The organism is Saccharophagus degradans 2-40, assembly GCF_000013665.1.
In the GTDB taxonomy this organism is placed as follows: domain Bacteria; phylum Pseudomonadota; class Gammaproteobacteria; order Pseudomonadales; family Cellvibrionaceae; genus Saccharophagus; species Saccharophagus degradans.
This window is the reverse complement of the sequence record NC_007912.1, coordinates 3365881-3380496: the sequence shown is the minus strand read 5'-3', so window position 1 is coordinate 3380496 and position 14616 is coordinate 3365881. Positions and strand designations below refer to the sequence as shown.

The following is a 14616-nucleotide window of genomic DNA, read 5'->3' as shown; positions in this document are numbered from 1 at the left end:
TATGAATGCTAAAACATTGTTTATATTGGCCACCTTAGCAATTGTCGCAATTGTTGCGTCTAAATCGCTGTATGTGGTGAACGAAACTCAGCGCGCGGTACTGTTAAAGTTTGGTGAGGTGGTTGAGTCAGATTTACAGCCGGGCTTACACGCTAAAGTGCCCTTGATGCACCAAGTTAAGATTTTTGATGCGCGAGTACTTACGTTGGATTCTCGTGCGGCTAAGTTTCTTACCGTAGAGAAGAAAGCAGTAGAGGTGGATTCATTTGCCAAGTGGAGAATTGTAGATGTAAGCCGATTCTATACCTCTACCAACGGTGACGAGATACGTGCACAGCGCTTACTCGAGCAGCGTATTAACGAAGGTTTACGGAACGAGTTCGCGCAGCGTTCACTGCAAGAAGTGGTGAGTGGCGAGCGTGCAGTGTTGATGACCAACTTAACCGAACAGCTTAACGGCTTCACCAAAGAATCTTTAGGTGTAGAAGTTGTCGATGTTCGCGTGAAGAAAATCGACCTGCCGAATACGGTGAGTGGGCCTATCTTTAGTCGTATGGCTGCTGAGCGTCAGCGTGAAGCGCAAGAGCACAGAGCGAAAGGTGGTGAGCAAGCTGCCATCATTCGGGCGGATGCCGAGCGTCAAAAAACTATCCTCGAAGCGCAGGCGTATAAAGAGTCTGAATTACTGCGCGGTGAGGGCGATGCGAAAGCGGCTGCTATTTATGCATCTGCTTACGACAAAGACCCAGAGTTCTATGCGTTTGTTCGCAGCCTTACAGCTTACCGCAGCACCTTTAGCGGCAAGCAAGATGTATTGGTGTTATCACCTGAAAGTGAGTTCTTTGAGTACTTCAACAGTACAAATAAGAAAAAGTAAAGCGTAAAAAGTTGGCTAAGGCTATTTTTTAAGCTGTTTACCCGCGTTCACTTCGTGGTAAAATAAGGAAACCGGCTAACACAAGCCGGTTTTTTTATGCCGCCGATTCATGTTGGCGGACAAAGGTGCGCAAATAGCTTTGTGCCAAAGGCTTTAGCAGCTAAAAGCTACAGAATATGTGGGAAGAAATCGCAAAAGCAGCGTGCCTAATCTTGGTAATCGAGGGCATTCTGCCATTTTTGTACCCAAATCGCTGGCGAAAGCTGGCGGCTCAGCTCGCCACAGTGGATAATCGCACCCTGCGAATTACAGGCTTGGTGTGTATGTTAACCGGCGCGAGCTTGCTCTACCTTATAAAGTAATTACGGATATAGAATGAAAAAAGTAGATCGTTGGCTATTGCCAGACGGTATAGAAGAAGTTCTCCCCGAGGAAGCAAGCCGAGTAGAAGGTTTGCGTCGACGCTTAGTAGACCTTTTTCAGTCCTGGGGGTACGACTATGTTATCCCACCTATGGTTGAATTTATCGATTCCCTTCTCACCGGTTCAGGTGAAGATGCCTACCTAGATACCTTTAAAATAACCGATCAGCTCTCTGGCAAAACCATGGGTATACGTGCGGATATAACCCCTCAAGCAGCCCGAATGGATGCCCACAGCTTGCAGCGCGAAGGCTTAAATCGCCTTTGCTACGCGGGCCATGTGATGTACACCAAGCCCAAGGGGCCTTTGGCGTCGCGCACGCCTATTCAAGTTGGTGTAGAGCTGTTTGGTGAAAGTGGCCTAGACGCCGATATAGAGGTCATCTCTTTATTGTTAGAAACGCTAGAGGCCGCAGGCCTGCCAGACTTATACATAGATATTGGTCACGTTGGCGTATACCGTGCGCTAATCGAAGAAGCCGGTATTAGCAAAGAGCAAGAAGAAGTGTACTTCGAGCTGCTGCAAGCCAAATCTATAAATAGCATTGAGTCTTGGGTTGCCAATAACATAACCGATGCAAAAATGGCTGAATGGTTATTGGCGTTACCTCGCCTAGCGGGTGGCAATCATATTCTCGCTGAAGCTAAAGCCCTATTTGAAGATGCGCCGGCAGAAGTGTCTGCGGCTATCGACGAGCTCGAAATGATCGACTCTGTGTTAACCGAGCGCTACCCGCATTCCAAGCGTTATTTCGACTTGAGCGAATTGCGCGGGTATCACTATTACACCGGTGTAATTTTTGGCGCATTTGCCCCAGGCCTTGGCAACGCAATCGCCAATGGCGGCAGGTACGATCATGTTGGTGAAGCCTTTGGGCGCGCGCGCGCGGCAACAGGCTTTGCAGCCGATCTTATGTCTATTAGCCGTGTAACCGGCCGCTGTGAGTTAGCCCCTTCTGGTATTTATGTAGAGGATAGCGACGCAGACGGTATCTGGGCGAAGATTAAGCAGCTGCGCGCAAGTGGTGAGCGCGTAGTGTGTGCCCTAGCAGGGCAAACAGCACCATACAAACACCAGCACTGTAATCGTAAATTGATTAAGCAGGGCGAAGAATTCGTAGTAGCGCCGATTAAGTAATTAATCGGCGTTAATTTTTTCAATCACTTAAAAACAATTAAGTGACAAGAGTAACTTTTAAAAGAGCGTTTATTGACAATGGGTAAAAACGTAGTCGTACTAGGCACCCAATGGGGTGATGAAGGTAAGGGTAAAATTGTTGACCTTCTTACAGAAAAAGTAAGCCAGGTGGCACGTTTCCAAGGGGGCCATAACGCTGGCCACACTTTGGTTATCGAAGGTAAGAAAACCGTACTTCATCTTATCCCCTCGGGCATATTGCACGATGGTGTAACGTGCATGATTGGTAACGGCGTGGTGTTATCCCCAGAAGCGCTTATCAAAGAGATAGAAGAGCTAGAAGCCAATGGCGTAGAAGTACGCAGCAAGCTTAAGCTTTCGCCAGCTTGCCCACTTATTTTGCCTTATCACGTAGCGCTAGATTTAGCGCGCGAATCTAAACGTGGTGATGCGAAAATTGGTACCACAGGCCGCGGTATTGGGCCGGCTTACGAAGATAAAGTGTCTCGTCGTGGTTTGCGCTTGGGTGATTTGTTAAACGAGCAGCGCTTTGCTGCTAAGTTGGCCGAAGTATTGGAATACCACAACTTCGCACTTACTCAGTACTACGGTGCAGAGCCAGTAGATTACCAAGAAGTATTAAACAAAGCCTTAGAGTTGGGTGCTCAACTTCGCCCAATGATTGCCGATGTGGTTGATATGCTGCACACCTCGCGCGAAAACGGCGAGCACATCTTGTTTGAAGGTGCACAGGGTAGCCTGTTAGATATCGATCACGGTACTTACCCGTTTGTAACGTCTTCAAATACTACCGCTGGCGGTACAGCAACTGGCTCTGGTTTTGGCCCATTGTATTTAGATTACGTGCTGGGTATTACTAAGGCTTACACCACGCGTGTGGGTTCTGGTCCTTTCCCTACAGAGCTTGAATGTGACGTTGGTAAACATTTAGGTGAAAAAGGTCACGAGTTTGGTGCAACCACTGGTCGTCAACGTCGTACTGGTTGGTTTGATGCTGTTGCAGTTCGCCACGCGGTTCGCATTAATAGCATGACTGGTATGTGCCTTACTAAGTTAGACGTATTAGATGGCCTAAGCGAAGTTAAAATTTGCGTTGGCTATAAAGATAGCAACGGCGCTGTGATTGGTATTCCGTGTGATGCAGAAGGTTGGGCCGATGTACAACCTGTATACGAATCTATGCCTGGTTGGACCGCATCTACAGTTGGCGCTAAAACTATGGAAGAACTCCCCGTTGAAGCGGTAAATTATATTCGCCGTTTAGAAGAGTTGGTAGGTATTCCTGCAGATATTATTTCTACTGGGCCAGATCGTGTAGAGACTATTGTGTTGCGTCACCCATTTGAAGGTTAATTAACCCCTTTGATGTGTGAATAACATGTTTGAATTAGAACCCGGCAATAGCCGGGTTTTTTTGTATTGGACCCAAGTAATTATTTAAGCGTTTAAAAGTTGATTACACATTCAAAAATTCGACTTAGCTCCTGTTCAAACCGTGTATCTTAAGGCACGCTTACCTTGTTTTAATTTCGCTAACCTAACTAGAAAGGCGTTTAACTAGAATGGCTCTCTTTTCAATTCGTGTAACCCGCGTGTATATATTTATATTGTTGGTGCTGGCTTTGCCTGCGTGTGCAGATGGTGCAAGCAACACAAGCAAAGCAAGCAATAATAGTGATGAGCGATATTATGATCTTACTTACCATGTGGTATTACACCCTGAAACCTCATCGGCAAAGGTGCGTATTGAAATCGCCAATGCGCGAGATTTAGTCTGGCTAGATTTTAATATCGACAAAAAATATCACACCAATTTTACCGGTAACGGTGAACTAACCGTTGCGGAAGGTAATGTTAAGTGGGTGCCGCCAGCAAAAGATGCGATGCTTACTTACGATGTAGCCATTAATCGAGCACGTAAAAAAGAATCTGGTGGTAAGCAGTACGACGCTTATATTTCACCGCAATGGGCAATATTTCGCGGGGATGACTTAATTCCATCTGCAAGAGTGAGAGCAAAAAAAGGGGCTAAATCAAAATCTGTGTTAGTGTTTGATTTACCTGAAAATTGGAGCAGTGTTAATTCTGGTTGGCCCAAAGCGTTGGATCACAGTGAAAGCGATGCGTATATTATCGATAACCCTAGTCGACGTTTTGATAGGCCTATAGGCTGGTTTATTGCTGGGGATTTAGGTACGCGACGCGTAAAGCTAGGCGAGACATACCTTTCGGTTAGCGCGCCTAAAGAGAGTGAATTTAGGCGCATGGATATTCTAACCATGCTGACTTTTGTTTGGCCGCAGGTGACCAACACTTTTGAGGTTACCCCCGCCAAAATTCTTATAGTGGGTGCAGGTAAGCCCATGTGGCGTGGCGGGCTTTCGTCTCCTAATTCGCTATATTTACACGAAGACCGCCCTCTAGTAAGTGAGAATGGCACGAGCACTATCTTGCATGAAATATTTCACGTGGTAAGCGGTATTTCTGGGGATAAAAATAACGATTGGGTAGCTGAAGGCTTGGCCGAGTTCTACGCAATAGAGTGGTTGTACCGTGCAGGAGGCTTAACCGACACAAGGCGCAACATTGTATTAGCCGATCTAGAAAAGTGGTCAAAAAATGTAACCACGCTACTAGGTAAAAACTCAACCGGTGAAGTAACGGCAAAGGCGGTACTCTATTTCGAGGAGTTAAACAATAGGCTGCTAAAGAAAAGTAAAGGGTCCGTTAATTTAGATGCGTTTGTAGCGGAGGTGTTTGATAACAAAAAGATAACAGTTGAAACCATCAATACCCTTTGCACTAATTATGAAATTGAATGCCCCGCAGTTACATTTAAAGTTAAGGACTAGGTAGCGGGGCAAGCGGGTCAAACCAATAGTGCTTTATATGTATAGGTGTATTGGGGTGTATAGTTTTATTTTCTATGCGGATTATACTGCGAGTGCTAACGTTTGCGAGAGCGAGCGCTTCTTTTATCATAGGCGAGTTAAATAGCAAATCATCGTAGCTGCCATCTTCTATTGCTAAGTTCATGCCTGTTTTGATTTGCTCGTACAGTAAGGTGTTTTTTGGGTTAACGTAAAAGTACATTGCGAAAGGGTAAATAAGCAAAATATTTGGTTCTACGGCTAAGCTTAAATTGCTGCGCCTTTGTAGTTCTGTCCAGGGTTCATGTATGGCTAGCGCTAAATAGTCAAAGCGTTTTTCATCCAGCATAGACCAAAGGTTGTCACCCTTTACTGCTTTGGTAACGGGGAGGCCGGCATTTTCTAAAATAGCGGTATCGCCCCAGAATTGGCCTTGGCCAGCGGTAAGTTGTTTTAGTTGTTGTAGTGTTGTTATATCGCTGAACTTTTTTTCGTCCCCCGCTTTTATTACAAAAATACGGTGCCCAATTAGACCTTTAAATATAGGGATTCTAATGGGGAGCAACGTTTCTTCTAAAGATGGCGACATGCCTGCCCAAAATACGTCTAGCTTTCCGTTAATAATTTGCTCTGTCATACGGCCTGTGGATAATCGCTCTGGGTAGACCGTAAACAGTGTGCATGCGGTGGTTTTACTTAGAGCAAGCTGCAGCAGGTCATTTATCAAAGCGTCTTTTGGGGTGTCTACGGCAGGTGTAATAACTTTGCCATTTAGCGCTAGGGCGCTATGGCAAAGCGTTAGAAAAACGAATAGCAGTAGCCAGCGATATTTCATTTTAATCTCAGAAATAGGGTGAACAAAGAAAAAAGCAATATACTTGCTTTGTTAATACTCTGTTGAGCGTGCTTGTTTAATAATAGCAGTAGATTTTCTGAGACGTTAAATAGATGTGTGAAATACCACTTAATGCGTTGCATGGGGCGTAAGCCCCATAAAAACGGTTTTAAGCACTTTTAAATAGCTTCAAAATAACTTGGCAGTGGGGTCGAACCAATATTTAGCAACGTCTACAGGGGTGTCGGGGTGCATAGTGGGGTTGGCTATGCGAATAACTGCTCGGTCGGCCACTTTTGCTCGAACCAGTGCGTCTTTTAGCATCGATGAATTGAAAAGCATTTTGTCATAACTGCCATCTTCTATGGCTATGTTCATACCGGTTTCAATGGCTTTGTATAGCTCGGTATTATTTTTATTAACGTAAAAATACATGGCAAATGGATAAGCTAACAGTACGTTCGAATCGACTGTTAAATCTAAATCTGGGCGAGCGTCGATTTCGCTCCAAGGTTCATGCACTGCAAGCGGAAAGTAGTCGAATCGGCCGCCGTCGAGCATGGGCCATAAATTGGCACCTTTTACTGTGGTTGTTACGGGTAAACCAGCTTTCTGCAGTATGTCTGTATCTCCCCAGAAGCGGCCTTGACCGGCAGAAAAATGTTGCAAGTCACTTAATGTTTTAACCGATTTAAAACGGTGCTCATCTCCTCGTCGTATTACAAAAATTCTGTGACCAAGCAACCCTTTAAAAATAGGTATGCGAATTGGTGCCAGCGCTTCTTCAACTTCGGGCGACATGCCAGCCCAAAAAACATCAACTTTATTCGATTCAACGCGTTCTACAAGTCGGCCCGCGCTTAGCTGATTGGGTTGCGCAATATACTCCACATTACTTCCCGTTTTACTTAATGCTAAATCAAGTAATTGGTGAATGAGCATGTCTTTTTCTGTGTCTAAATTGGGTATATTTAGTTGGCCAGTAATGCTTTGGCTGAATACCGGTAAGCTGCCAAGTAAAGTAATTAAAAGTACGAAAGTAGCAATGAGTTTCATAAATTATTATCTCAAAGTCGACGGTGAGAGTAATTGAGCCATACCGGCGGGTAACGTAGTAGGGCCTAGGAAATGTGTATGGAGCCTACCGGGCCTAAACGGTAAGTCGCCGTGAAGCTTAAACTGTTGGAGAAGTATGTTTGCGAAAGATGATGCTGGGCGTTGGACAGGGAAATTAAACTGACCAGTAAACGCATATGCGTACTTCGTTACTGTGTCACCTAGTTGATGCCGCGAAAGAGGCTCTTTCGCGGTGCTAGCTTGATTACAATCACAATTAAACATAAATGGGCTCGTTAAAATTTACATAGCAACATCCATTTATATTTTTCCGGAACACCTAGTTATACTGCTCCGGAATCGCCTGTTTGCTGATAGCTACCTGCATCTAAAACTTGTCGACGCGTTTTAAAAAAGCATAGATAGTTCCAGTTCCAGCTGGCGTCGTACTTGTGGCTTAGCCCCCATTCAATGCCGCTTATAGGGTCGTCGCTATCGCTTTCTGGTCTAAAAAAACCTACTGCTTCTGGTGCGCCTTTTATATGCGACATAATGTCAAAGTTAATGCCGTCTTCTGCCCACTGGCAGGTGTTTTTTTCTGGCCCGTCGGTGGTTAGCATGGTGGCCATTCCACCTTTGTAGGGCCATACGGCAACTTCATGGCCACTATTGGTAATAGGGTTGTATTCGCTTTTGGTGTAGGGCCCAAGTGGCGAGTCGGCAATGGCTACACCGTGTTTTATTTCTCTGCCGCCCATGTTCATGCTTTCGCCCATAGTCTCGCCTTTGTAATACAGGTAGAAACGATTGTTAAAAAACATTAAGCAGGGGTCGTGTACTTTGTGGCTATCGAAACTGCCTTTCTCTTTTACTAAAAATCGATTGTCTTCGTCCGTATCCCAAACGCCGTCATTTTCTGGGCTTAAAATTGGCGCATCGGATTTGGTCCATGGGCCAAAGGGGGAATCGCTGTATGCGATGGCTATATGCTCTAGCGATCGGTTTAAGTAGGGCGCTTTTACCGTTTGATATACAAGGTAGTAGGTGCCGTTATGGCGCAGGACTTCGGGGGTGAACACTGCACGGTCATCATATGCCCCAGCTGCGCCGCGTTGTATGGCAGGGCCAATTTCTTTCCAAGTAATCTTATCTTTAGAGGTGGCGTGCCAAACTTCTGTTTTATCCCATGGGAAGACTTTGTCTTCGGGGTTGTCGCTGCCGAAGCCTACTGTTTCACCTTCGCCCTTGGTGTACCAAACGTGATATTCATCGTCCACCTTTAATACTGCGCTGGGGTCTCGACGAATTACGCCTTCTTCGTAGGCTAAGTCGCCTTTTAGTGGGGTAATATCAAACTCAAACAGCCATTCAGGCCCCTTTTCATCGTAGCCGCGCTCTATGGCTCGCAGGCTAGCTTTACTCAATTTTTTATTTACTTTTGAATCGCTCATATTCTTAGCTTGTTTGATGTTAGAGGTTTATTAAATGGTTTGTTGCAAGGCATTAGGTATTTAACTGATTAATGGCGTGCTGCAATTCTGTTCTGGGGATAATGGCCCCTTTATGTTGTATTACGATGGCGGCCACGCTGGCGGCAAATTCAATGGCCTGCTGTGGAGGCAACCCTTTACTGCGAGCGGCCATTAGGGCCGCGTTAAACGAATCGCCCGCAGCCGTGGTGTCGACAGGTTTGGCTACTGGGGCAACCTCTACCGAAAATTGTGTGTCAGCATTGAGGTAGGTTACGCCGTGTTCCCCATTTTTGATAATAGCTTCTCCGCTGCAAAGGGTCTTAACTAACGCTACAGCACTTTGCATTGAGCTTGTGCCGTAAAGCTTGTTCAAATCGTCTAAGCCAGGGAGTACGACATCACTAACTGCAAACGCCCACTGGTATTCGGCTTTTGTTTCTTCTTTGTTTTGCCACAGCGCTGGCCGGTAGTTGGGGTCGAAGATAACCTGTGTGCCTCGCATTTTTAGCTGTTCGAGCAGCTCGCGCAGTTGCGCTCGTGCGGTGCTATCGAAGATGGCAAGCGTGATACCCGAAAAAAACACTCTGGTTGGTGCTAAATCGGCCAGCAGCGCTGGTTGTTGCTCTAGTAATGCCATAGTGGCGCGTGCAGCCGACTGCGAACGCCAATACTGAAAGCTGCGTTCGCCCTGCGAATCGGTGTGCACCATATATAGCCCTATTGTGCGAGTGGGGTGCTGTAATACAGTGTGAGTACTAACCCCTTCTTTATTGAGGGCTTCTATAAGCTCGTTACTTAACCCGTCTAGGCCCACCGCGCTAAGTAGGCTTACGTCTTCACTATCGCCGGCCAAACGCTTAAGGTACACCGCTGCGCTGTGAGTATCGCCAGCAAACGACTTTCGCAGCAAATCATCGGTGTGATGAGTTAGCTCTACCATGCTTTCGCCAATTATGAGGGTGCTAGTCATTCGCTTCCGTATTCTCTTGTAGTGCTATTAAGGTTCAGTAAGAGATTAGCTGTGAGAGCCTTTATTGTCAACAATATACAATGATGTTTGGCGCGGCTGTGCCAATCCGTCTAAGAAAGCGAGTTATAGGAATATTTTGCAATATTGTTGATTGTATACAAAAATGGCGTTAGGCTATTGCCACTGGAATTAGTTAGTGATTGGTTAAAGGGAGCGGTTTAACGGGGTGTCCTACCTGTTTTGCTCTTGCCCATACAGTGCCGTGGGGCTCCCTTCTTTTTACATTTCCAGTAGGTGTAATACTTCCCCCGTTGGTGTGACTTTGCTCTAATTTTTACCTTTTAGTTAACCTTCTTCGCTAAGCAATTTTTGCCTTTCTGGCGCCTATTTTTATCTCGGGTTTCTCCTAATTGCAGCCTGCGAATTCTAACCCTTTGAAAAATAGACTTATTTTAATTTCATTTTTGATCGCTATTTCCTCAATATTTTTCTGCGCCAAATACCAATTCTGATAGGGGGGTAGTATATCTGAATAATGTTTATAGTAAATTGTATACAAAAATGATATAAAGTTTCTGCTGTCTTCAATAATGTGTTCTGAGCGTTTAAGTAACAGATCGTTGTAATTTATAAAAATAAATTGACTGGCACTTCAAAAGGCTTTTTACAGCCGCATTCAAAGAAAAATTTAAATGTGCATGCACTAATAGTTTGCCATTTGTTATTACACATTTAGCAGTACTTTTTTCTACTTTTGGTGGGCAGCACTTTTGCAAGTGAGTATTTAGTTGCAGGGATAGCGCTTTGCTTTGGCAATACTTGCGCAGAACTCTATGTGATTAACGGAAAAATCACGAGGTTGGAGTAAAACAATAATGAAATTGGACTACCAAAAAAATTCGGAGTCGCTTTTATCATGCGAAATTTAAATAAAAATAAAGTACATATATTGCGAGCAGCAATTGCTGCAAGCATGAGTGTACTGCCACTTGCTGCTGGTGCCGCCGATTATGTAATCGAAGCGGAAAACTTTGTGGCGCAGGGTGGCACCTACGTGGACGGACAACCCAATAAAGTTAGCGTTTATAGTGTTAATGGCGCAACCGCTATTAACTATGTAAACCGAGCAGACTATACCGATTACCAAATTAATGTAGCTACCCACGGTTATTACAATGTGCAATATGCTATTGGTACATCTGTAGCCAGTGGTGCGGCTATTGAGTTACTCGTACAAAATGGCAGTAGCTGGGAATCGCAGGGGCAAACAAATGTGCCTGTTGGTCATTGGGATAGTTTTCAGCCTTTAAATGCAAGTCATGAGGTAATCTTACCTGCGGGCACTGTAAATTTACGTGTATATGGTGCGGGGTCTAATGATTGGCAATGGAATTTAGATTCTATTTCTCTCACCCTAGAGAGCGCTATTAACCCTCAGCCTGATCCAGATCCCGATCCTAGCCCTCAATTAGTAAAAACTGAAGCCGAAGCCTTTAATGCGCAGAGCGGAACTTTCGCCGATGGTCAGCCTACACCGGTGAGTATTTATACTGTTAATGGAAAAACGGCGATAAACTTTGTAAACAAAGGCGATGCCGTTGAATACAACTTAGTTGCTCCGGCTGCCGGTTCATACGCATTAAAATACTCTATTGGTACCAGTGTTGCTTCCGGTAGTGAAGTAGAGTTTTTTGTTTTAAAAAATAATGTTTGGGTTTCACAGGGTAAAACACCTGTGCCGGCTGTTGGTTGGGATAACTTTACCTCTGTTGCCAGTGCGCAAACCGTTGAGTTAGCTGCTGGCTCAAATAAAGTTAAACTTGTTGGTGCTGGCACTAATGACTGGCAGTGGAATTTAGATTTCTTCGAGCTCACCCTGGGAAATGTTGAACCAGAACCAGAACCAGAACCAGAGCCAGAACCAGAGCCAGAGCCAGAGCCAGAGCCAGAGCCAGAGCCAGAGCCAGAACCAGAGCCAGAACCAGAACCTCAGCCAGAGCCCGATGGCGACCCCGTTCCTGTAAGTGGCTCGTTTAAGTTAGAAGCCGAGCACTTTCAAAAGGTAGGTGGCGAAGTACAAATTTATTCTCTATCGCCAGGCAACGCGGTTAATTATTTTAACAGCGGTGATTACCTAGAGTTCTATGTCGACTTAGATGCAGGCGGTTTGTATGAAGCCAGCTTCAGAGTGGGTACTGGTGTGGCCTCTGATGTAGCCGTTGGCCTAATGGTTACAGATCACAAAGGTGACTTAACATTGAAGAGTGTTACACCCGTAACGGATCAAGGTGGTTGGGATGCATTTTATAATCTCACCGCGCAAAGCCAGCTGAATATTTATAGTGGTATAAACACTATTCGTATTACAGGTGCAGGGTCTGCTGATTTTCAATTTAATATTGATAGCATCACTTTGACTCGTGTTGGGCCAATTAACCCAGCGCTAGATGGGGATAACGATGGTGTACCAGATACATCAGATAACTGCCCAAGTAGCCCCGCCAATGAAACGGCAAACGCTGAAGGTTGTGTACCGTCGCAATTAGACACTGATGAAGATGGTATTAACGATAAAATTGATCAATGCGATGCAACACCAGCAGGAGATTTTGTTGACGCCTTAGGTTGTACAAGTACTGGTGGTGACGACGATGACTTTGATGGCGTTTTAAACGGTGCCGATCAATGTGGTAATACGCCTTACGGTATGAACGTTAATGCCCAAGGGTGTAGTGTGTTTTCTGGAAGCGATGCCGATAACGACGGTGTTGCAAACAGCGAAGACACCTGCGCAAATACGCCTGCGTTAGAATTCGCTAACGAACAGGGTTGTTCTTCGTCGCAAGTGGCAAATACACATGTTGTTAACGTAAGTGTTAATGCTAACTTTAAGCGCTCTGTAAATGGTGTATTTGATTTCGGCCGCCGTCGTCACATGACTGCTCACACGGCTATTCACGAGCCAGATTGGGTAGGGCATACCGATAAGTTAAATTACCTATTCAACACCCTAGATGTTTACATGGGGCGTGATAACGGTTCGGCAACGTGGAAGTTTAACGACACTACCGAAGATCCTAATAAGCCCAACTGGCCAAATATGGACTACATGGTTGAGCGCGGTAAAGGGTTGCGAGAAGCGCATGACCAAAACCCATTGTTCAAACGTTTTAGTGCCGAAAAACAATTATTAATTGCCGGTACTAACCCGCACGCGTTGTACCCTACCTTAAGTTGGTTCCCTAACGCGTTTACCTGGAGCGGTTGGCAGCCTAAAAATATTGAAACATCTGCAGCATGGGTGGGACAGTATATGGAGCATTATTTTGCGAACGCTTCAAACGGCTATGTAGGTGAGCAGCTGCCCGAGTATTGGGAAGTAGTAAACGAACCGGATATGAAAATGAAAACCGGTCAGTTTATGGTAACCAATCAAGAGGCCATCTGGGAGTACCACAACTTGGTTGCGCAAGAAATTCGCGATCACCTTGGCGCAGAAGCACCTCCCATTGGTGGTATGACTTGGGGACAGCACGACTTCTATCGTCGCGATGGCATTTCGCGTTTTGCCGATGACTCTTACGATCAGTGGATTACAAACGATGACCAAGTATTGCAGGCAGAAGCTCGCGCTTTTTATCGCAATGCTATGGCTACCACTGTAGATGATACTCGCGACCAAGATTGGTATCAGTGGGATGTAATGTGGAAAGGCTTTATGGATGCGGCCGGCGACAACATGGACTTTTACTCTGTGCACATTTATGACTGGCCAGGAGAGAATGTTGGTGATACTACTGTTGTTCGTCGTGGTGGGCACACCTCTGCCATGCTAGAAATGATGGAGTGGTACGATGTAAAACGTAACGGCTTTAACAACCGTAAACCAATCGTACTTTCGGAGTACGGCTCAGTTAATGGGGCTTGGGATAATCGCGCCCACGAAGAGCGTTACGATATTGCAAGTATCAAAGCGTTTAATGGCATGTTAATGCAGTTCCTAGAGCGCCCAGACTACGTAATAAAATCTCTACCATTTACTCCTGCCAAACCTTTGTGGGGCTACCTGCCTGGTGGTTGTGGCTACGATGATGCAGTGGCCTGTACTACTCGTTACCATTACGCCATGTTAATTGAGGATGAGCTCAACAGTGGTAATTGGGAATGGTCTTCTTACATAAAGTTCTACGAGTTGTGGGCAGATATAGACGGCACTCGTGTCGATTCTAAATCGTCTGATGTGGATGTACAGGTTGACTCTTATGTGAAAGGTAACGAGCTGTTCGTTATTCTTAACAACTTAGAAGCGGCCGACACAACGGTCAACCTTGATGTAAGCGGTATAGCCAGCGTGCAAAATGTTGAATTGCGCAACATGCATTTCGATATTCAAGAGACGCATCTTGATCGCCATCATATGAGCGCTGCACCTAAAACGGTTACTCTAGCCGCCGATGCGACTGTGGTATTACGTTATACGCTTGCAAGCAGTGTTGCGGTAAATAACACCGTAGTAGAGAAAAAGTACTTTGGTGAGAGTGTAAGTGGCGGTATAGAACCACATCGCATTTCGGTTGCAGGCGGTGCTAAAACGCTTTATATCAATAACGTTTCGGTTCCAAGTGGCTACAGCGAAGCAATATTGCGCTTAACTGTATCGCTTTACCCAGACGAAGACGATAAAGTGGGCGGCCATTTAAGCCTAGATAGCATTACTGTTAACGGCACTGCCATAGAGGCGCCAATAGATTGGAAAGGCCCGAAAGCAAACCGTGCAGAACGATTCTTCGGCGTACTTGATATTCCAGTACCTGTAGAATTATTGCAATCTACTAATACCATCGCAGTGGACTTCCGCCACAATGGTGAGTTAACGGTAGCAAACTTAATTGTGTCGGAATTTACTTCTGAGCCAAATAGATAAGGTTGACTGCTGAAAAGTGAAGTGTGTTTAG

Annotated in this window: 10 protein-coding genes; 6 read left to right on the top strand and 4 right to left on the bottom strand. The window is 45.4% G+C overall.

Annotated elements, in window-relative coordinates; genetic code table 11:
* The first annotated feature begins 1 nt into the window (after nt 1).
* From hflC to SDE_RS13925, 5 genes are all read left to right on the top strand, one after another.
* Nucleotides 2-877, top strand: a complete 876-nt coding sequence (gene hflC / locus SDE_RS13945) for a protease modulator HflC (protein WP_011469141.1) — start codon at nt 2-4, stop codon at nt 875-877.
* Between the two features lie 176 nt (nt 878-1053).
* Nucleotides 1054-1239, top strand: a complete 186-nt coding sequence (locus SDE_RS13940; protein WP_011469140.1) for a DUF2065 domain-containing protein — start codon at nt 1054-1056, stop codon at nt 1237-1239.
* Nucleotides 1240-1252: 13 nt separating this feature from the next.
* Nucleotides 1253-2437 carry an ATP phosphoribosyltransferase regulatory subunit gene (locus SDE_RS13935; RefSeq protein ID WP_011469139.1) on the top strand — a complete coding sequence of 395 codons (1185 nt, stop codon included), beginning with the start codon at nt 1253-1255 and terminating at the stop codon, nt 2435-2437.
* 78 nt (nt 2438-2515) lie between these two features.
* On the top strand, nt 2516-3811 hold the full coding sequence (locus SDE_RS13930; protein ID WP_011469138.1) for an adenylosuccinate synthase: 1296 nt from the start codon (nt 2516-2518) through the stop codon (nt 3809-3811).
* Between the two features lie 209 nt (nt 3812-4020).
* Complete coding sequence (locus SDE_RS13925; RefSeq protein ID WP_011469137.1) at nt 4021-5310, top strand: hypothetical protein; 1290 nt, start codon at nt 4021-4023, stop codon at nt 5308-5310.
* On the opposite strand, the gene SDE_RS13920 is transcribed toward SDE_RS13925, so the two are convergent.
* From SDE_RS13920 to SDE_RS13905, 4 genes are all read right to left on the bottom strand, one after another.
* Entirely contained in the window at nt 5300-6163 is an 864-nt protein-coding gene (locus SDE_RS13920) for a hypothetical protein (protein ID WP_011469136.1), read from the bottom strand. The two genes, SDE_RS13925 and SDE_RS13920, sit on opposite strands and share 11 nt — an antisense overlap.
* A 189-nt stretch (nt 6164-6352) precedes the next feature.
* Nucleotides 6353-7219, bottom strand: coding sequence for a transporter substrate-binding domain-containing protein (locus SDE_RS13915; protein WP_011469135.1), 867 nt, complete (start codon nt 7217-7219; stop codon nt 6353-6355).
* A 344-nt stretch (nt 7220-7563) separates the two neighbouring features.
* Nucleotides 7564-8670, bottom strand: a complete 1107-nt coding sequence (locus SDE_RS13910; protein WP_011469134.1) for a glycoside hydrolase family 117 protein — start codon at nt 8668-8670, stop codon at nt 7564-7566.
* A gap of 52 nt (nt 8671-8722) precedes the next feature.
* The gene (locus SDE_RS13905) at nt 8723-9661 is read right to left on the bottom strand and encodes a sugar kinase (protein WP_011469133.1); all 939 of its coding nucleotides are present in this window, start codon (nt 9659-9661) and stop codon (nt 8723-8725) included.
* A 916-nt stretch (nt 9662-10577) separates the two neighbouring features.
* Here SDE_RS13905 and SDE_RS13900 point away from each other — a divergent pair.
* Nucleotides 10578-14585 carry a carbohydrate-binding protein gene (locus SDE_RS13900; RefSeq protein ID WP_011469132.1) on the top strand — a complete coding sequence of 1336 codons (4008 nt, stop codon included), beginning with the start codon at nt 10578-10580 and terminating at the stop codon, nt 14583-14585.
* Nucleotides 14586-14616: the final 31 nt, after the last annotated feature.